11 protein-coding genes are annotated in these 22,929 nt (G+C 32.9%); all 11 read right to left on the reverse strand.

Annotation, left to right across the window (positions count from 1 at the left end; translation table 11 throughout):
• Positions 1-19: 19 nt before the first annotated feature.
• The gene (locus QLS71_RS00745) at positions 20-1,444 is read right to left on the reverse strand and encodes a glycoside hydrolase family 125 protein (RefSeq protein ID WP_308992371.1); all 1,425 of its coding nucleotides are present in this window, start codon (positions 1,442-1,444) and stop codon (positions 20-22) included.
• Positions 1,445-1,623: 179 nt separating this feature from the next.
• Positions 1,624-2,649, reverse strand: coding sequence for a LacI family DNA-binding transcriptional regulator (locus tag QLS71_RS00750; protein ID WP_308992370.1), 1,026 nt, complete (start codon positions 2,647-2,649; stop codon positions 1,624-1,626).
• Positions 2,650-2,749: 100 nt separating this feature from the next.
• Complete coding sequence (locus QLS71_RS00755; RefSeq protein ID WP_308992369.1) at positions 2,750-3,778, reverse strand: LacI family DNA-binding transcriptional regulator; 1,029 nt, start codon at positions 3,776-3,778, stop codon at positions 2,750-2,752.
• A 599-nt stretch (positions 3,779-4,377) separates the two neighbouring features.
• Entirely contained in the window at positions 4,378-5,736 is a 1,359-nt protein-coding gene (locus tag QLS71_RS00760; RefSeq protein WP_308992368.1) for a vanadium-dependent haloperoxidase, read from the reverse strand.
• Between the two features lie 99 nt (positions 5,737-5,835).
• On the reverse strand, positions 5,836-9,117 hold the full coding sequence (locus tag QLS71_RS00765; protein ID WP_308992367.1) for a VCBS repeat-containing protein: 3,282 nt from the start codon (positions 9,115-9,117) through the stop codon (positions 5,836-5,838).
• 47 nt (positions 9,118-9,164) lie between these two features.
• A complete protein-coding gene (locus tag QLS71_RS00770) occupies positions 9,165-12,509 on the reverse strand; it encodes a VCBS repeat-containing protein (protein ID WP_308992366.1) in 3,345 nt (1,114 codons plus the stop codon).
• A gap of 106 nt (positions 12,510-12,615) precedes the next feature.
• Positions 12,616-14,160, reverse strand: coding sequence for a RagB/SusD family nutrient uptake outer membrane protein (locus tag QLS71_RS00775; RefSeq protein ID WP_308992365.1), 1,545 nt, complete (start codon positions 14,158-14,160; stop codon positions 12,616-12,618).
• A gap of 29 nt (positions 14,161-14,189) precedes the next feature.
• The gene (locus tag QLS71_RS00780; protein WP_348636581.1) at positions 14,190-17,474 is read right to left on the reverse strand and encodes a TonB-dependent receptor; all 3,285 of its coding nucleotides are present in this window, start codon (positions 17,472-17,474) and stop codon (positions 14,190-14,192) included.
• Between the two features lie 236 nt (positions 17,475-17,710).
• Complete coding sequence (locus QLS71_RS00785; protein ID WP_308992363.1) at positions 17,711-18,850, reverse strand: FecR family protein; 1,140 nt, start codon at positions 18,848-18,850, stop codon at positions 17,711-17,713.
• A 131-nt stretch (positions 18,851-18,981) separates the two neighbouring features.
• A complete protein-coding gene (locus tag QLS71_RS00790) occupies positions 18,982-19,539 on the reverse strand; it encodes an RNA polymerase sigma-70 factor (protein WP_308992362.1) in 558 nt (185 codons plus the stop codon).
• 553 nt (positions 19,540-20,092) lie between these two features.
• Positions 20,093-22,852 carry an Ig-like domain-containing protein gene (locus QLS71_RS00795; protein WP_308992361.1) on the reverse strand — a complete coding sequence of 920 codons (2,760 nt, stop codon included), beginning with the start codon at positions 22,850-22,852 and terminating at the stop codon, positions 20,093-20,095.
• Between the last annotated feature and the right edge of the window lie 77 nt (positions 22,853-22,929).

Here is a 22,929-nt window from a genome sequence, read left to right on the forward strand (position 1 = left end):
TTTCTAAAAAATAAAGGAATTAAGACAATAGTTTAGGGTTTTGTTGATAGGTTTTCCATAAAAATTCTCCAAAAAGTGTATTTGCCCATGCGAACCAAGATCTTGTAAAATCATTTGGATTGTCTTTATGAAAAGTTTCATGCATAAAACCTGTACCAGCATGAGTCGCTTTTAGCATTGCGATGCATTCTTTAATTTCTTTTGGTTTATTACTGGTTAATCCTTGCATGATGATTGCCATTGGCCAAATCATGTCTAGACCTACATGAGGCCCACCAATACCTTCGGCTGCTTTTCCTTTAAAGAAAAAAGGATTATCTAATGATAGTACAAATTTTCTTGTATTTTGATATATTGTATCATTACTATCAATTGCGTCTAAATAAGGAAGCGATAATAAACTAGGCACATTTGCATCATCCATTAATAAATGATTTCCATAACCATCAACTTCAAAAGCATAAATATCACCATATTTAGGATGATTAACAATGGCGTAATCTTGTAATGCTTCTTTAACTTCGGTGCTTAATGCTCTCAACTCTTTTGCTGTTTTTACATCATGAGCTATTTCTTCCATCATTTCAGCAGCTTGATCTAAACTAACAACTGCGAAAAAATTAGAAGGAATTAAAAACGAAAATACCGTTGCATCATCACTGGGTCTAAATGCTGAACAAATTAATCCAACAGGATTTACAGGATAACCATAACCTTTAAGAGGTCTTGTATCTGTTCCTTTGGGTGTTTCTCTTTGAAAATGATATGGATTTTTTCCGTTTTTTTCTTGTTGATCAATAAAAACTTTTAATGTAGCCTTTATTGCTTTTTGCCAATCGGCATCAAAAGGGGATGTATCGCCCGTGGTTTTCCAATAATTATACCCTAACCTAATTGGATAGCATAAAGAATCTATTTCATATTTACGTTCATGAACACCTGGTAACATGTCAGTATAATCTGTAGTCCACTCACCCTTTTTATTAGGATCTTCGTAAAATGCATTCGCATATGGGTCTTTAAGAATATACGCTGTTTGTGTATTTATTACACCTGCTATTAAATCTTTTAGATCTTTATCTTTATCAACAAAAGCCATATAAGGCCATACTTGGGCCGAACTATCTCGCAACCACATAGCATCGATGTCTCCTGTAATAACATAAGTATGAGGTTTACCATTTTTTTTACTAAAAGTAACTGTGGTATCAAGAGTATTAGGAAAACAATTGTTAAATAGCCAAACGAGTTCTTCATCCTTTATGTTTTTTTGAAATTCTTTAATAGCTTTCTCTATTTCCGTGCTATTGAAATTCCTTTCGCCTTTAGGCAATCTAACTACTGGAAATTTACCCGTAACGTTTGAGGCCATTAAATGGTTTGGATTCACCATTGTTAAACCTCCAAACATCACTGTATTCTGTATAAATTTTCTTCTTTGCATAAGTATTCTATTTATTATTTTAAAAGACTTGAAATATGTTTCACTATTATTTAACTTTAACACGCATTAATTTATCTTTACAATATTAAGTAAAACGATTTAGTAAAAAAATAAAAATATAATTAAATTATGTTATTTCTTAAATAATGTGTCTAATAAATTAATAATTGTTAAGCTAACTACCTTTTTTGAGAGGAGCTTCTAACAACAAGATTTGTTTTTAACTTAATTTGAGTGATTGGAGAACCCTTTATGTCATTTTTAAGCAGAGATAGCATTAAATTCATAAGTGTTTGAGCAATTTCAGAAAATGGTTGAGATATAGCAGAAATAGTTGGTCTGTATATCCCGAAAAAATCTAAATCATCAAAAGTTATAATTCCTAATTTGTTTATGTAATGAGGAAAGTTTTCATTTAAAACCTTCAAACCACTTAAGGCTAGATAGTTTGTAGCAAAATATAAGGCATCTAATTTAGGTGTTTTCTCTAAAAATTCCTGAATACTATTTTCACCGCCATAATTAGTTAAATCTTGAAGAGATATTTTTAGTATATTTTCATTAAAACCCGCTTCGGTAATCGCTTCTTTATAACCATTCAATCGATCTATCATTTGAGTTTGCTGAACATCTATTGTTACAAATCCAATATGTTGAAAATTATTATCAATGAGATGTTTTGTTGCATTGTATGATGCTTCTTTATTATTTACAACAACGTAATTAGTATCTAACTCGGGAAAATAACGGTCAAAAAGTATTACGGGAAACCCTTCCTCTATGAGCTCTTCAATTTTTGATTTTATTCCTGCTGATGGAATAATAATATAGCCATCAACCTGCCTGTCTTTAAATAAATTTATTAAATCTATTGATTTTTCATCATTATTTTCATTGCTGCAAAACAAAACCTTATATCCCTTTTTATAAGCGATATCTTCCATAATTCTTGCAAGTTTTGCGAAAAAATAATTAGAAATATCTTCAACCATAAAAACGATAATCTTAGATTTACCCGTTCTTAAACTTTGAGCTGTTTGATTAGGTTTGTATTTAATTTTTTCAACATACTTTAAAATTTTATCTGTAACAACTTTTGATATTTTTTTTTCTTCAGCTTTACCATTAAGCACAAATGATACTGTAGTAACAGAGACTCCTATAACTGCTGCAATGTCTTTAATGGAATGACGTTTATTCTTCATTTAAGATTGTATTCAAATTCTTATATTAGAGTATTTAAATTAGAATTACCCTGCTAAAATGACTTTGTAAAATTATAAAATCATTCTTTAATTGAATTAATCACCTTGAAAGAGTTGAATTTCTTATTTCAAGGTTCGTTTTTAATTTTATTCTTGTTGTTCCTCCATTTTTCTTTCCATCCTTAAGTAAATTGAGCATCAAATCCATCAGAGATTGAGCTATTTCAAAATAAGGTTGGCTCACTGCTGTAATGGTTGGCGTATAAAATTCAAAAAAGTCAAGGTCATCAAAACTCATAATACCCAACTCATCCATATAATGAGGAAAATTCTTTTTTATTACATTAAGACCACTTATTGCTAAATAATTAGTTGCAAAATAAATAGCATCTAATTGAGGCATTTCTTCAATAAATTTCTTTATATTATCTTCTAATTTATTCCTAGTTAGAGTATATTCATCAAAAGGTATTGTTATTACATGTGTACTTAAATTGCTTTCTTCAATAGCTTCTTTATATCCATTAAGCCGATCCAACATTTGAGTTTGCTCTATATCATTAGTAACAAACCCTATGTTTTTAAAATTATTAGTTATAAGATGCTTTGTAGCCCTATAAGAAGCTTCTTTATTGTCAATAACAACATAATTACTATCTAATTCAGGGAAATAACGATCGGTAAGTATTACAGGAAGCCCCTCATCGATTAACTCTTTAATTTTAGGCATTAATCCTGGAGAAGGTATAATTATATACCCATCAACCTTTATGTTTCTATATAAATCAATTAGCTCTATGGATTTATTATCTTTATTTTCATTAGTACAAAAAATAACTTTATAGCCCTTTTTATATGCTAAATCTTCAATAATTGTTGCGAGCTTTGCGAAAAAAAAGTAAAAATCTTCGACCATAAAAACTATGATCTTAGATTTACCAGTTCTTAAACCTTGAGCAAATTGATTGGGTTTATATTCTATTTTTTCAACATAATCTAGAATTTTTTTAGTAACAGCTTTAGAAATTTTTTTCTCCTCTGCTTTCCCATTCAAAACAAAGGAAACAGTTGTTACGGAAACTCCCATGCTTTTTGCAATATCTTTTATTGAATGCCGCTTATTTTTCATTAAAATTATACTAACTTCTAAAGTTTACTTAAAATGTTAAAAATACAGCAATCACAATTTAATAAAAAGCTTTAGATGAAATTATTTATTATATAACTCTCTTTTACTTATTAAATAGTTTTAAAACTAGTCTTTTACTTGATAAACAAGTGCCTTATTCTTTTTGTGTTTGAGTACTTAATTTTCTGGTATCGTTTTATTTTTTTTGAAACTATTAATATATACCAAGCAATATAAACAAAAGAATGTAATGGAATTATATATGAGAATTTAATTTCTGTTACTTTAAGAATAGTTGTGTCTACACCCTTCCCTGAGATATCTGTAAAAGTCGCAGCGGCACCTACTGAAGATACCTAAGAAAAATATGTTCATAAGATGAATGAACTTGTCTATTTCTTTAACAAAGCTTCTTTACTTTGAATTTAAATTTTTCTAACACTTCCTGTTTCTCCTGTACATTTATTTCAGGAAGTTTTGCAGAAAAGTATAACACAAATAGAATACTTAAAACTCAAATTCTAATAATATGTTTCTGTAAAATACATTCATTAGAATCTTAGTTTTTTAAAATTTTGTCATTAGGCTTAATTTTATTTCTATTTTCTTGTCGTTAGATGATTCACCACAAAACCTCCCACTTTTCTTCCCTGACTTACACCATTTTTAATTGCAGGCATATAATGTATACCACCATAAAGTCGACTAATTGCAGCCTCTTCAGCAGCGTCATTAAAAGAGTTAAATTGACGTGTTGGTAAACCAAATTCTACTTCGCTAGTATCGTTAAAATAAAAATCATCACCAAATAAATCTGTAAGCACCACGGAAGCTGCACCTGAAACAACACTATGTCCGCTAGTATATTCTGGAAATGGAGGGGTTTGTAAAAGTGGCATCCAATTGGCATCTATATATTGATTAATTAACGTTTCTGGACGTATTAAAACACTTCTGTATTTTTCATCCCAACAGCTAATAAATGCATCTGCTAATGCAACCGACACTCTCGTGTAGGCTTCAACAGCTTCCTGAAAATTCAATCCCTGTTTTTTAATTGCAATGGAAGTAATTCCTATCCAATGTCCCCCTGGTGTGATTTTTTTTGTAGCAAACATGGCATGCCCCTGATGATGTGATACAAACGGATTACAATCCCAAAATTTAGCTATTGCATCCTCCTCTTTATTGAGGTTTTTACCTGTGTTATACACCTCCATTATTTCTTTATAAAACACACTGCCTTTTTTTAAATTAAATGGTGTAGGTGGATCTGGAATAAATTGAGAAGCTGAATCAATAATAAATGTTCTGATCTTATTCCAATCTGGTTCAATACCATCCATATAATCAGGTGGTGTAGGTCGCCAAGACGCATCATCTTCACTTACTGGATATTTTGACATGGTTCTTGTCTGCTTGTAATTATCCTTATCTACCCATTCTAGAATATGAAGAGCTACCAACTCTCCATATTTTAAAGACCTTTTTAAAATCGCTTTATCTAATCCATCATTCTTTATTTTATCAAACAATTCCTTTTCGTAAGGATCAAATTTCTCTTCAGAAAAAACCAAACTTTTACCAACATCTATATAGGCCTTTAAGGCTGCTACTTCAAAATTATATACCTCTTCTTTTTTAGGCTTGGGAATTGGATTAAGACCATTCAACTGACCTGCCATAGACATAAAATTACCATTTCCAAAGATTAAACATTCGTAGGCAGCAATACTTGGATAAGCATATATTCTACTAGCAACCGGAGGAGAAAAAACATCGTGAACAATAATATCTGTAAGTTGCTTGACAGTTTCATTAAAGTAAGTCCCATTTTTTAATGAATCAATCTGTAGAACAGGTTCTTTTTTACATCCAACTAAAAACAGAAAAGCTACTAGAATACTTGCTGATTTAATTCTAATCAAATCATTCTTATAAATTTTGTTTTTTAACATTTGGTTAATGGTTATATACTTTATTTGTAGTTGTTCTCTCTTTTATGAAAAATACAGACCACATATTGAAAGTTTTAGTCAATAGAAATACTTTTTAAACTATTCTTTACTTTTAATAAATAGCTTCACATTTTCGTTGTTTTTAGCTACTAATATGCCTTCTTGATTATCTGACAACTGAATTGATTGTAAATCTCTTACCTGATTATTCAAAAGGAAACCCATTTTTTGTTGATCTTCTACAACAAATGTACCATCACCTAAACCTTTAAGTAAATACCCATAACCAGCATCATATCTTCCAAACTGAACATTTACCTCATAGAAATTACCTCCAACCAACACATCTTTGTGTCCATCATTATTATAATCTAAAGGTAATAGCGCATTAGATGTGGTAAACTGCACTTGATTAGGTAGCGGTTTCATTTTAAACTTTCCGTTACCCAGATTCTCAATATACATTGATCTCAATTCTTGTACTTCAAAATGTTTTGCCTTTAGCAATTGTTCTTTAGGAAAAATATCATTCAATTTTGCTGTTGAATATTGTGCGTAAGTATTGAACTTTTTACTTAAGTAGCTTAACTGTTTTTGCAATTCATCTATTCTGGCAAATGGAAATTCTTCACCATTTACATAATGCGTAATAATTGGTTCTTTCCAGGTATTATGATCAAAATCATCAACATACATTTGAACAGGTTCAGATACTGAAGCTCTCAGCTTTGAATTTAATCCTAAATTTCCAGCTATTAAATCTAAATCGCCATCTCCATCAAAATCTTCTGCAACTACTGTATTCCACAACCCACTACTAATATCTAAGCCTATATTTTCTGGTGCTTGTTTGATTAAACGCCCTTCCTTATTGATAAATATGGTAATAGGCATCCATTCCCCTACAATTACTAAATCTGTCCATTGATCTCCATTTAAATCTGTCCATATAGCCTCTGTAACCATTCCAACATCCTGTAAACTGGTGTTTTGCACTTCTTCAAAATCACCTTTACCGTTATTGTTAAGTAAATAACTTTTGGGTATACCTCCATAATTGACAGGAATCGCTCTACCACCAATAAAGGCATCTACATCCCCATCCTTATCATAATCACATGCTTTTACACAAGATGCTGTTACATGTATTTCTGGAAGATTTTTAGATTTTGAAAAATTACCTTTTCCATCGTTCATATATAATCGAGGCATCATTTGTGGGATATTTTTAAAATCCTGGTTGCCACCAGTAACTACTAAAAGATCAACATCTTTATCGCCATCTGCATCGAAAAAAGCAGCACCCACATCTTCTGAAAGACTATCCTTAGCAAAAACAGTTTGATTTAGATCTACAAACTTATTGGTATTGGTTTGCTTATAAATTGTTGAAGCCTGTCCTCTAGCACCCGTAACAAAAAAGTCTTCTTTTCCATCATTATTTACATCGGCAACAACTATACTAGGACCTTCGGCAGACACCATATGGGGCATAAGACGCTCTCTGTTAAACTCGAAAAATCGATTTTCCTGATGTTTGTAATGAATATCAGACTTATTTGTAATGTCTTTAAAAAGTGTCTGTTTTTCTATTTTCTCTTCAATGATTTCAGAGGCTTCGTCTTCTGTAATTTGAATTTTTTGATTTACAGCGACATCAGTTAGCACTTGTCGCTTTTTACCCATCCATTCTACAATAACACTGTCTACTTTTTGAGCTGACCCTAAACCAAAAGTAAGATACGCTGGTGGTGAAGACATATATCCACGAACAGACATCATTTCTTGAAATTGGATGTTTCCTTGATATTTTAAATATACTTTAGTTCCTATTCCAAACAAATTTTGTTTGTTTCCCTTTAAAGCTATTTTTAAATAATTAGGCGATTCTATTTCATCCTTATTATTATTTCTTATTCGATTTTCATAGACTTGAGCTGTTTCATTTAAATTATTAATCACTAAATCTAAATCACCATCATTATCTAAATCTGTATGAATAGAGCCATTAGAAAATGTTGCCGCATCTAACCCCCATTCGGAAGCTTTATTTTTAAAAGTAAAATCATTTTGGTTTTGATATAAGTAATTACCCAATCGGTCGCTTGGCATTTTAGAAACGATATCTTTATAAATATTTTTTTCGCCACTTTTAATGTTTTTTTTGACGGAATTATTAGATATGTATTTCATATAATCCATATCATTACTTCTTCTGTAAATTCCGTTGGCTATAAAAATATCTTTACTACCATCCAAATCGTAATCGTTTATCAATACCGACCAACTCCAATCTGTAGCTGCAACTCCAGAAAACAAGGCAATATCACTAAACGTTTCATTACCGTTATTAAGCTGCAAAGCATTTCTAGCATATTGGTATCCGTAACCAAATTTTAATTTATAATGAAATATAGGATACGAATCTTCTCCTTGTGAAGTTCTAAGTTTTTGCGGGTCTTCGGCCAACATATCTAAAGACATAATATCTGGCAGGCCGTCATTATTAATATCAGCAATATCAGTACCCATCGAAAAGCGACTTGTATGCCCCATGTATTTTTCTAAACTTTCGCTAAAGGTTCCATCTTGATTATTTATGTATAAATAATCATCTTCGTGAAAATCATTACCTACATAAATATCGGGGTAACCATCATCATTTATGTCTGCAACGCTAATCCCTAAGCCGTAGCCTATAAGGCTACTATACAAACCAGATTCTTCAGTAACATCTACAAAAGTATTATTATCATTTCTGAACAATTTATCTCCTATGGGATGAATTACTTTTCTTTGAGTTGCCGGTCCGAAAATACCTTTATTGTAATCAGAGTGGTTCAAAAAGTAAGCATCTAAATCGCCATCTAAGTCATAATCAAAAAAAGCTGTTTGGGTTGTAGTAGTTGCTAAATTGAGGCCATATTTAGAAGCTTCTTCTTTAAATATAGGGTATCCATTTTTATCATTTCCATAATTTATATAGAGCTGATTTCGACCATTGGTGTTTACAAATTCCCCTATCTGACTTAAATAAATATCTAATCGTCCATCGCCATTTATATCTACAAATGTTACACCAGTATACCATGTATCTTTAGAGCCACCCATTTTAGTATATTCTGTAATATCTTCAAATGTTAAATCTCCTTTGTTTAAGTAAAGCTTATTCAATTCCATGTTTGCAGTAAAGTAAAGATCATCCAATCCATCACCGTTTAAATCTCCTGCTGCGACACCTGCGCCATTATAAAAATAAATATATTTTAAGAAGTTAAATGTATCTGTCTCTTCAACATTATTTTGAAAGTTTATTCCAGATTTACTTGACGGTACTAAAGAAAACCCTATGTCTTTTTCTTCTAAATTTGAACATGCCATTGCCAATATGCTTAATAAAAGCATATAAGTAAATCTCTTTAACAATCTCATTTCTTTTCTTTATTATTAACTTTTATCGCTATTAACTTATCATCATTGTTCGCTGCTAATATTATATTTCCTTTCTTACTTTTTATAGTAGCCAAGTCTTTAGTGTCACCATTAATTAACAATCCTGATTGATGATACGGAATTGGGTTAAAAGCACCCTTTCCATTACCTTTAAGAAAAAGACCATAACTTGCATCGTTTCTGGGAGTTTCTACTTCAGATTGATAAAGATTCCCAGCTACAAGTAAATCTAAATAACCATCTTCATCAAAGTCCTCACAGAGGATATCATTAATTGAGGATATTTGAGCTTCATTGGGTAAATTGGTTATTTTAAATTGATTATTTCCTAAGTTTTCAATGTAGCTGGAAGCAAAATTTGTGACATCATAATGAATGGCTTCAGATAATAATTCTTCTGAATAAACATCTTCTACAGTTGCAATAGCAAACTCATTGTAATCTTTATATTTTTCTGAAATAGCCGGTATTTGTTGGCTAGAGCACTGTTTACCTCTTACAGGAAACTGAGTCCCTTCGTTATAATAACTCAATACAATATCTAATTGTCCATTACTGTCAAAATCGTGAGCATAAACACTAAAAGGTTCTTCAACTGAAGCCTTGTACTTGTAATTAAGTCCAAGGTTACCAACCACAAAATCTAAATCACCGTCCTTATCAAAATCTGCAGCCTCAATGGCATTCCACCAGCCAACAGAATTACTAAAACCAAATTCTTCAGCACTATCAACGAAATTACCAGATTCATTTTTTAAAAATGTAATAGGCATCCACTCACCAACGACAATTAAATCTAAATCATTATCATTATCAAAATCAGACCAAATAGCATCAGTTACCATTCCCAAACCATTTAAAACGGGCGCAATATCTTTGGTAACATCTTTAAATTCTATATGTCCTTTAGTACTAATGTTTTCTAAAATATAACTATTTGCGGGTAATGGATAACTTCTTGGTACCATCCTGCCTCCTACAAAAAGGTCTAAATCACCGTCACCATCATAATCTGCTGAGATAACACGAGAACCACTTGTAAGCATTTTTGGAAGTGCACTTTTTGTCTTTGTAAAAATACCGCTACCATTATTTATATAAAGTCTATCTTGTAAAAGCGGAGAGTCTTTTTTAAATTCATTACCGCCACTTACCACATATAAATCCGGAGCACCATCTCCATTAGCATCAAAAAAGACAGCTCCGATGTCTTCATTAGCTTTATCATATTCCCAAGGTTGAGACATTGCTTTTTCAAAAGTCCCATCAGCCTTTTGATTATAAAGTACCCCACTAAATCCTGTAGCACCACCAGTAAAAAAATCTTCTAAGCCATCGTTATTAATATCAGCTACAGCTAACCCAGGACCATAACGAGAAGTTTTATGAGGTAATAGTATTTCATAGCTAAAATCATCAAAACGATTTTCTTCATGAATATGCACTAAGCCTAATTCCTGATTTGCTTCTTTAAATAATGTTTCAGACTTTTCCTTTAAGTTTTTTGTAAGGAATCTAGCATTTGAATAGTTTACTTCAACCATTTTATTAGTTGCAATATTTTTAAGAGCCTCTTCTTTACCATCGGGCCATTTAATAGTAACCTCATCAATGGTTGTAGATGCCCCAACCCCAAAATGTAAAAAGTGTTCTACCGACGATTGAAAACCACGTGTTAACGTTAAGTATTGATACTGTGCTTCTCCTTTATTTTCTAGTTTTATTTTCGTTCCTATTCCAAACGGATTTTTTTCAGGTCCTTTCAAATTAAATCTCAGGTAATTATTAAGACCTTTATCAGAACAAGTATTTTCATATACCATACTCGCATCGTCGGTATTATTAATAATTAAATCCAAATCACCATCATTATCGAGGTCAGCATAACTCGCTCCATTTGAATAGCCAAAGAAATTTAATCCCCAATCTTTTTGATTACTAAAAGATAGTCCTCCCCGATTTTTCATCACGACATTCGCAACTTTTTCAGAAGGTATATTTTTACTTAAAGCCAGATAATCTACTTCTTTTGTTTTATTTCCAAAATAGTCTCTTCCAAAGTCTATTTTTTTAAAATAATCCTTATTATTGGTGTCTTTTCTATTTCCATTAGTAATAAAAACATCTTTGAGCCCATCATTATCTAAATCTACAATAAGTGGTGCCCAGCTCCAGTCGGTTAATGCCAAATCGGTCATTTGTGCTACATCGCTAAAATGTGGTACACCTTGATTATCCATACCGTTATTTATTTGAAATACATTTTGCATGTATTGATAATGAAGACCTAACGAAACAGCTTCCCAAAATCTATTAGGATTCATACTAGCCATATTTGCTTTCGATTTACGATTCCCTTTTGGAGTCATGTCCACCTGTATAAAATCGAGTAATCCATCATTATTAATGTCGGCGGCATCACTGCCCATTCCGTATAATGCGGTATGATTTGTTGCTAACTCTAACTTATCGGTAAATGTGCCATCACCATTATTAAAAAAGAAGTAATCTTTTGATGCAAAATCGTTAGACAGGTATAAATCTGGAAAACCATCGTTATTGTAATCTGCAGCTATAACACCTAGCGTTAATCCATATTGCATGAGTCCAGATGCCTTGGTTACATCTTCAAATTTACCATTACCATTATTTTTATAAAGTCTATCGCTAGTTTCAGCAGATACTTTATCCATATTATATTTATACTGTCTATTTACTGCATTAAAAGGCGTCATAGGATAATTAGCTACAAACAAATCTAGATCACCATCCATATCATAATCAAAAAAAACGGCTTGTGTACTATTCCCGCTGTCATCTATACCATATGCTTTGGCCATTTCTTCAAAATGAGGAACGCCATTTTGAATCCCTTTATTAACAAAGAGTAAATTATTCGTTTCTTTCCATTTTCCTGCAACACTAACATATATATCTAAAAGACCGTCATTGTTAATATCTCCCATAGTCACACCCGTTACCCAACGGTCGTCTCCTGCAACACCTGCTTTTTTAGTAATGTCTTCAAACTGCATATTGCCTTTATTGAGATATAGTTTGTTGGGAACCATATTCCCTGTAAAATAAATATCTGAGAGACCGTCGTTGTTAATATCTCCAACAGCTACGCCGCCTCCATTGTAGAGGTAATGGTATTTAAAATAGTTAACAGAGTCTGTCTCGGTAAGTTTATTAGTAAAATCTATCCCTGAATTGTGAACTATTCTAAATAATGTAGAAGAATCTTCAGAAGATTTTTTTTTACACGCATTCAGACAAACTAATAGTATTAAACCACCTATAAAAAATTTATTAATCATAATTATCACACACTTAATTAAAAAAAAAGTACCAACTAAACTAGGAGCTTAGTCGGTACTAGAACTAATTGAACTAAACTATTTTTTTATTTAAAATAAATTCAATTTATTTATAATCTGGATTTTGATCTAGATTCTCGTTCTTATCAATTGCCGATTGTGGCAAAGGCAACTTCATATGTTTTGGTAGAAAAATACGTTCATTATCCATAAAAGGATCGTAAAGTCCATTTAATACCTGCTCTGCTATACCCCAACGTTTTAAATCAAAATAACGCAGTCCCTCAAGACCAAACTCATGTCTTCTTTCATTTCTGATGATGGTTCTTAATTCTGCTTGATTTGTTGTTGTAATCGCTGGATAATTACCTACATCAGATACAGCAACACCATATGCTCGCGCTCTTACCTGATTAATCGCGTCTAAAACAGAAGCGTCAATATTATTCGACTCTATTTTACCCTCAGCATACATTAATAAAGCATCGGCATATCTAATAATAATAGCATCTGTTCCGTTTGTAGCAGGTGGGTTTTTAGGGTCAACTATGGTTGCTGGTGATAGCCACTTAATCCAAGAAAATCCTTCTAGAGGTTGGTTTTCAAAATCAGGGTTCAAGCTTCCTTCTACAACATATTTAGACAATCTAGGATCTCTATTTTCCATAGGATTATTTTCATCATAGTATGGAGACGAAGTAATTGGCAGACCATCAATAGCTTCAAAAGAATCTACAAAATCTTTTGTTGGATGTATTGCCCCCCAACCAGCTATCATCGCTTCAAGGCTACCACCCCAAGCGTGAGTTTCACCAGTAGTATGGTTCGTCTTTATAGAAAACATAACTTCATTGTTATTTTCTTGAGTTGCATCAGCGAACATGGCAGAATAATCATCAGTAAGACTAAAGGATCCTCCTAAAATTGCTTCCTCAGCAGCATCTGCTGCTTCAGCATATTTACCTTGATATAATAACGCACGTGCTAATAAGGCATTGGCTGCTGCTTTATTTGCATGACCATCATCAAAATTTCGTTCAGCCAAATTGGTAATAGCAATTCCTAAATCTGTTTCAACCTGAGCAAAAATTTGTGCCTGTGTAGATTTTTCTATATCCTGATTCTCGACAGAAGACGGTTCTATTCGTAAAGGCACATCACCATAAGTAACAGCTAGTGTATAGTACCAAAATGCTCTAATAAAATGCACCTCTCCTTTCCATTGATTTACTAGATCTGTACTTACACCATTTTCTGATAGTCTGTCCGCATTCGCTAGAAATGTATTAGCTGTCGCAATACCATTGTAACATATGCCGTACAACAAACCAACAGTACCACCTGTTGAAGGAGTCATAGTACCATCAATAATTTGACGCCATCCGTAATCATATGTCTGATATGCATCATCTGTTGCTGCATCCCAAGCAATATAATTTCTTGGCCGATCTGATACTGCAAATGCAACTATTCTTTCCTGAAGCCTTCCATAGACTCCTGTTAAAGCCAATTCACCATCAGATTCACTAGCCCAAAAAGTTTCTGACGATAACGCATCTGTAGGTTGCTTGTCTAAAAATTCATCAGAACAAGCCCATAACCCTATCGCTAATACAACTATTAAAACTGTTTTATATATATATTTATTCATTGTCTTAAATTTATAATTAGATAGCATTTTTAAAATGTTATATTTAACCCAAATGTGAAGGCTTTACGCTGTGGGTAGTTTTGTGGATCACCGCCTACTGCTCGCTCTGGATCAAAATTGAAAATATCATTATTAAAAGTAAAAAGGTTTTCTCCAGAGAAATAAACTCTTAGATTACTTGCTGATATTTTATTTGCTATTTCTTCAGGAAATGTATACCCTAAAGTCATATTTTTTATTCTTGCATATGATGCATCTCTTAACCAAAATGAATTTCTTAAATTTTGAGAACTTCTTGCATCAGCGGTTGACCAAGCTATTTTAGGTAATTCTGCATTAGGATTTTCAGGTGTCCAAGCATGTGTTTCCCAAACTTTAGGAATGGCTCCATCCTGAAATCCAGGATCTATACCTGGACCCGATAGATATCTCTTAATACCAGATACACCTTGTAAAAAAGTACTAAAATCAAATCCTTTCCAATTCATTGAAAGATTAAGTCCGTAAGAGAAATCTGGATGTCTACCATCAATACGCACTCTATCATCTCCATCTATAACACCAAAGCCTTCTTCTCCTTCAACTTGTTGATCCTTAATTCTTATGTGGCCCAATTCTGGGTTAGCTACGGGTTGTGTTGCTGCATTATCTAAATCTTCTTGTGTTCTAAAGATTCCATCAGCTTCCCACATGTACCAATCTTCGTAAGCATACCCTGTTTCATTAATTTTTTGACTACCTATTTCGGTTTCACCAAAATCCGTTAATTTATTTTTATACCATGATAGATTACCAGAAATACTATATCCTACTTCTCCAATTCTGTTCCTGTGGGTTAAAGCAATATCCCATCCTTTATTGGTCATTTCACCTCCATTAATAGTTGGCGAACTCAAACCTGTACTTGAATTGATTTGTAACTCTCTTAAAATATCATAAGTACGCTTACTGTAATAATCAATAGAACCAGATAATTTACGGTTAAGGATTGAAAAATCAATTCCTATGTCGGTAATTTCAGTTGTTTCCCAAGTTATAGAAGGATCTACTAAACGAGAAGCAACCACACCTGAGGAAAGCGCGTCGCCACTAAACGGATAGGCAAAATTTCCAAAATCAATCAATGATTGATATGGATATAAAGAATTAATATTTTGGTTTCCTAATTCACCCCAAGACCCTCTTATTTTTAACTGATTTAAGAAATCTGAATCTTTTAGAAAATCTTCTTTATCAATTCTCCACCCTGCAGAAAATGAAGGAAAAATTCCTAATCTATTACCTTTCGCAAATCTAGAACTTTCATCTGCTCTAATGTTAGCCTCAAATAAGTATTTTTCATCATAGTTATAATTTACTCTACCAAACCAACTTCTCAATGCCCAGGCTTGTGTAGCCCCTGTTGTTTCCTGTCCTGCAGCAGAAGCGCCATCTAAATCTGTTATAACGGTAGAAGCCAACCCTCTTCTGAGTGAACTTGTTACATTATTCTCTAATTCTTCCTGACTGTAACCAGCTAATATACCTAGGTTATGCTTCTTAAAGCTTTTATCATACTTAAGTGTTGAATAAAGTGTCTTTTGTTTAGACCAATAATTATCAATATTAAGTTGCCCATCAGAAACACCTCCTACAGCACTAGTTCTCAAGAATTCTCCACTCCTAAAACTATACTCATCAACACCAAAAAGTTGAGCTCTTATAAAATCATAATCAAATTTAAAAGCTCCTTTTGTGCTCCATACTAAACCATCTATTAACTCAATGTCAACAAATATATTTGCATTAAAGTTATAGCTAGATTGTTCCCTTCCATTAAGAACTGTAAGGTTACCCAATGGATTCGCTCTTGTAAACCCTTCATCAAATCCAGGAAAATCAGGATCATTAGGATCACCTGTAAAGGCTTTACCAGCATAATGCCCTGTGCCATCTAAGGTATAAGGTCCGAAATTTGGTTTCGAATTAAATGCGTTAAGCAAAGCTCTATCTGTTTCTTCAGATCCATGACGTACAGAAGTTAAACCTAAAATACTTCCTCCAACTTTTATACGATCGTTAAAGTTTGTTGTAAAACCTGTAAATAAATTAGTTTTTTCAAAATCGGTACCCACAATAACACCTTCCTGATCCCAATGCCCAATAGAAACATTTATTGATGTTTTTCCTGTGGTTCCACTTAATGCCACATTATGCTGATTAACAAATGCATCTCTTGAAAGGACATCAACCCAATCCGTATTGGGGTAAAGTGGATTTCCGTTAGCATTTCTATATGCATTTATAATTTCTTGAGGATACGTATTAACTGAAGCTCCAGGTGTATTTGCTACGGCCTGATTTAGAGCCTCCATATAATCAGCAGAATTGGTAATCATTTCTCCTAAATTAGTGATGGAATGTACTGAAACATTTCCACTATAAGTAATGGCCAATTTATTGTTGCTTCCTTTTTTTGTTTCAACCAATATCACCCCATTAGCGGCTCTAGATCCATAAATAGAAGCTGAAGAAGCATCTTTTAATACCGATATAGATTTAATAAGTGATGGATCTAAATCTTGAAGATTTCCTTCAACGCCATCAATAAGTATTAAAGGGTTATTACTACTTCCAAAGGAATTAAGCCCCCTAATGTTTATATTAAATGATTCATCACCAGGATTGGCAGTACCTTGAATAATGTTTAAACCTGGTACTTGTCCTTGTATGGCTTGAATTACGTTTTGTACAGGTCTGTCTTCAACTTGTTCAAGATCAACAGTAGAAACAGCTCCCGTTAAATTTACTTTTTTCTGAGTTCCATAACCAACAACTACGACTTGTTCTAAACTTGCTGCAGATTCTTCTAAAGAAATGGTAATACTAGTTTGTCCATTAACAGCAATTTCTTGAGAAGCAAACCCTAAATACGAAACTACTAAAACGGCATTTGGTTTTGATAAATTTAATAAAAACTTACCGTCAAAATCTGTTTGTGCTCCATTTGCAGTCCCTTTTTCTAAAATATTTGCTCCAGGTAGAGGTTGACCAGTCATATCATTAACAATTCCATTAATCACGAAGCCCTGCTGCACTTTAATTTTTGGATTTTTCTTGATTATAATGGTATTATTATCTGTTAATTCAAACCCTAAATTCTTGTTTGATAAACTTTGCTGTAACAAATCATCTATTTTTATTTCCCCTTTTTTTAACTGTACTTTAGGAGCTTCTTTAAACGCCTTTTTAGGATAAATAAAATGATAATCAGTTTGGTTCTTGATAATTTCAAATACCTGATCGACAGTAGCCAATTGGTCTTGGTCTATCATTACTTTTTCTTGAGAAAACAAGTTTGATGGAGTCAAACTAAAAACTGTTGTACACAAAAAAAAGATAAAAGTTCTCATAATAAAAATTAGCGACCGTTTCCTAATAAGGAAACACGCATTTAGTAATTTAATTTTCATAAATTTGCTTGGTGTTAGTTGGTTATACAATTAATTAATACTGTAGTTATTGGGACCGAAGTACGATGCTGGAAAATATCTAAACGAGGTCCCTTTTTTTATTCTAATACTACATTTCTATCTGTTATTTTAAATTCATTTATTATTCCAAAATTTTTAATATTTATTAGTATATCTTCAATGCTTTGTTTTTTTCCAAGACGTCCTATAAATGCTTCTTTTTCAAGTGATTTATTTTCAAAGTAAACTTCCATATCATACCAACGTGACAATACCTTCATGATCTCTTTAAGAGATTTGTCATCAAAACTAAAGACACCGTCTTTCCAAGATATTTCATTATAGACATCAACAGTTTTTGTAAATACTTGATTGTTTTCAATGTTGATGTTTGATTGTTGATTAGGTAGCAAGCTTAGTTTTTTATCTTCATAACTTAAAGCTACTTTACCTTCTACAAGCGTTGTGTAAATATTAACTTCGTCTTTATAGGCTTTAATATTGAATTCTGTACCCAAGACGTGTATTTCCTGTTTATTATTATAAACTTTAAAATCTGCACCGTGATGGTCTGAACTTGGTGACACATCAAAATAAGCTTCACCATAAACCAACTCTACTTTTCTAATTTCTCCTTTTTTAAAATTTACTGGAAACTTTAACTGAGATTCAGAATTTAACCATACTTGAGTTCCATCTGATAGTTTTACAAAAAACTGTCCTCCTCTTGGAATTGTTAAATAATTATAAGCGATTTTTGAATCTTCAATCTCCTCATTTCTATCATATACTAACTGTTCCCCATTACTATTTAAATTTTTACTTTGGAAAGAGGCTCCTTTTTCTAAAGCAATTTGCGACCCGTCTTCCAATGTAAGTACAGCCTTATCTGTACCTGTATGAATAACATTTTTGTTTACAATAGTAGGTCTGTTTTCAGTAGAATCACTAAATATATTATCTTTTAAAAAATAGACTGATGTCAATAACCCTATTGCAATTGAAGCCACTGCAAATTTCCAATACCTTTTACGCGTTTTTGGTGTATCAATTCTATTAACTATTTTTCGCCAAGCTTCTTCAATATCTATAACATTAATAGTATTGCTATAATTTGCCTTTACTTTATCGAAAAATTGTTTATGCTCCTTTTTCTCTAGACACCAAGCCTTGAAAATTAATTCCTCTTTTGAAGAAATTGTATTGTTAAGTTTTTTTAAGATTAATTTAAACTCCATTTAACTTGCTTCTATTTTAAATCCGCGATTTTTAAGAACAAATAATAGGTTCTCTTTCTAACGACAAAAAAAAACATAAAAGGGGTGACAAAAAATCATAAAAATTGTTAAAATAATAAAGAACACTCCTTTTATTGATGTAATTCTAAAAGAATTAATATAGAAGTTATAAGTTCGGTAATTTTAGATTTAGCTCGCTTTAATTGTGTTTTAACAGTATTAACTGAAATACCAAGCTCTTCGGCTATTTCACTATATTTAAAATTATGTAAAAATTTTAATTTTACTATCTGCTGCATTCTGTCGGGCAACGTATCCACTATTTTAAGTATTTGATGATATACTATTTTTTTATTTTCTTCCGAAGTTGAATCAAAAACATGTTCAGTAATTAAATTAACATTAAATTCTAGTGCATTAAAACTATCTGTTAATTTTAATGACTTCAAAAAATTTAGACATCGATTTCTCACCATGGTATAGACATATCCATGTAAGGAAGATTCTATTTCAATTTTATATGATTTTTCCCATATATAAATAAATACCTCTTGAACCACATCTTCACTAGCAGCCTTATCAAAAAGATAACCATTAGCATATATAACCAAATCTTCATAGTTTTTATTGAAAAAAGTTTTATAAACTTGACGATTTCCTTTTTTTATTTCTTCAAAAATAAGATTCATTAAACTATATTAAAATTTAGGATATTATAATTACGAAGCTAGTTATTTTTTTTCATTTAAAATTTCTGCCTAGGTAGATATAATCACTCAATTTTTTAAAAAATGATTAAAGTTAAATGGAGATATTCTGTTTTAAGTATTTATTTCCAATAAATATAATTCATCTAACAAGAAGAATCAAATAAGTTAAAATGAAAACAAAAGCATATTAAAATAACGTTAACCAAAAAAGTCGAAGACACCCTATTTATACTATTGAATGGGGTATAATAGTTTCGATATCAACGTTAATAAATTTGTTTGAGTAGTTATTGTTGTTTGTCTGCGAATTTTCAAAAGTGCAGTAAAGACCAACGTTAGATTGTAATTGGGTAGACACAAAGGTCAATAGAAGTAGGCGGATAAAAATAGCACCTGCTTTTCTAATAAAAATGTATTTTATATTCATGCTTTTATGATTTAATTAAACAAGGGAACTCAACGATATCATTGAAAAATAAAGGAGAAAACAATAATTAAATTGCCTTCTCCCCTTCTTTTTCTAATACATTAATTATCTCTTATTAATACGTTTTACAACATTAAGGTCTTTGCCTGCCACCTTTATAAAATAAATACCTTGTCGTAAATTGGAAAGATCAAGCGTATGCATTGATCCATTGGCCTTAGTGTTTAGAATCTCTTTGCCTGTTGAATCCAATAGGTAAATATTTGTGGTTTCGGTAATCTCTTCTTCAAATTTGATATTTAACGTCTCTTCTACTGGTACCGGGTAAAAACGAATTCCCTGATCATCACTAGTTTCAACCAGTTCACTCATTTGAATCGATATATCAGCAGTTCTAGCTCCCACACATGCAGCAGCAGTAAGATTAGCACCTGCAATGTTCACATAATCAATATTAGCCAACCCACTTGAATTGGTAGCCTGTAATCTCAGAAGCGTAGTCCCTGCTGTCAAGCTTACATTAACGGCTGATGTCTCGGTCCAAGTTGTCCAACTTCCTGTAGCAGGCATACTAACAGATGAAACTACCGAAACGCCATTTGCCATCACTTGAGCCGTTCTGTTTGTACTTCCTCCATTGGCATATCTCCATACCATACTATAAATACCAGCTGCGGCCACATTTACTGACCAAGTAATCCCCTTGCCATTAGCGTTGTCGGTATTAGCGAAGCCACTTCCTGTAAACCCACCATTATTGCTATCAACCGTTCCATCTACACTACAGAATCCGGATTCATTTTCTTGAATGGTTAAATCTATTGAGCCAATTACTTCAGAGAAATTAGCTGTCACCGCTTTGTTTCCATCCATAGTAATGGTTAAAGGATTACTGGAACCACTTGCGTCTCCGCTCCAGTTGTCAAACTGGTATCCTGATGCAGGCGTGGCGGTAAGGTTTACCGAACTGCCTTGCACATAAGAGCCACTGCTAGGGCTAATGTTTCCCTGTCCTATCACTGAGGTCGTTAACATAAAAGAAGGAAGCTGTGTGAAATTAGCCGTAATCGTTTTGTCTGAATTCATAGTAACAGTTAAAGGGTTGCTAGAACCACTAGCATCACCACTCCAACTACTAAACATCCATCCCGCATCAGCGGTTGCTGTCATAGTAATAACTGAACCCGCAGAAAAATCCCCACTCGAAGGAGATACACTTCCTTGACCATTTGTAGTAGCAGTTAAAGCATAAGTAATACCAGGATTCGACGAAACAGTATACTCAATGTATCCATTACAATCTAGGTTTTCGCTAAATGAACCTCCACATGTCCCTGTCCACACCCCAGTATTTATTGGCTGATCTTCTGACTGATAAGTATTACCATCCTGCTCGATGTAATCTATTAGTGCATCATTTGTACTACCTAAATCATTTAGAAAGTGCACGCGTACAGTTCCCGATCCTGAAGCAGTATAGTCCTGATAGCTGGTAGTGAGCGTCCAGGTTCCAATGGTAATTCCATTGGCATCTAAACGGATTTGTTCAGCACCACTTTTTCCTTTTGCTCTGACCGTGATATTGTCTGGCACTACTGGGATTACAGTAACTGTAGAAGTAGCAGTAAAACCACCGTCTTGAGTAGTTGCTGTAATGGTTGTAGAACCTATCGTAACACCTGTTACCACACCTGCTGAATTGATCGAAGCGACTGATGGGTTGGTTGATGTCCAATTCACCATTTTGTTGGTTGCGTTGGAAGGAGTCACATTTGCACTCAATGACGTATTCGATCCTACACCTACTGATACCGTCGTTGGAGCAACTGATATACCTGTAACTGCAATAGGTGTAATAGATCCAGAACGAGGCCCCGCACCACTCATCACTATGCTAGGGACATTGGACGCATTGTCCATTGAAACTGGATAGGGTGCAACTGTAAAATCTTCAGGCCAAAAAGACTCTTGGCCGCCTACATGTCTACTCCCTCCAAGACCTGTGTTTTGAGATCCTGATGTATTGTCATAAGTATTGCCATTTGCATTGATATGGCAATAAACGTCATACATAAACTGGTGAGGATTATTTACATTTTTAAAGTAGTTGTTTTGTATAAGGGCTGCTCCATATGACCCGACACCAATACAATAACCATTTCCAGCAGCTGTATAGTAGTTGTTATATGCATGAAGTTGTCCATACATAATTCTTGGCATCCGCTGATCTACTTTTTCAGCGAACCAGTTATGATGATAGGTCACTTTATTATTGCCAAAATCGCCTGGAGCGGTACCTCCACCATTTCCAATGAGGCAAGCTAATCTATGATCTGTCTGGTTAACATAATAAAACTTACACCATGACACAGTAGATAAACTTGTGGCCCATGTTAAGTCCAACAATCCGTCGGAACAATCCCAAATCTCACAATGATGCACCCATAAATGATGGGTATCTCTTGCTGCAATGCCATCAACAGCTCCTGTAATCTTTAAGTCACTGATAATGATATTGGACACTCCATTCATATTCAAGGTAAACCCCGAAATTTTGGCATTATTATCCTTGCCTCTTATGGTCTTGTTACTTGAAATATTAACATTACCACTTCCAGATATCGTTCCTTCAACGATAATGATACGTGCTCCGCTTGCACTAGCATTAGATTGCAATGCAGAAAAAGACGTTACTGTTACTGTAGAGCCACCAGCTCCGCCTGTAGTGGTGGATAAACCTTTACCAGATATACTGGCAAATCCATCAACAACATCTTGAGCCATTGCTAAAGATGAGCAGAAAATTAATAAAATGATAGAAAGAACATTTCTGATAATTTTTGAGTACTTTTTTTTTGTTTTCATTTGCTTAATGTTTAATTGATTCTCATAATAGTAGTTGTTTAATTAAAATTTGATAACTTAAGTAGCTATGTTCCTAA

This window comes from Mariniflexile litorale, from assembly GCF_031128465.2.
GTDB lineage: Bacteria > Bacteroidota > Bacteroidia > Flavobacteriales > Flavobacteriaceae > Mariniflexile > Mariniflexile litorale.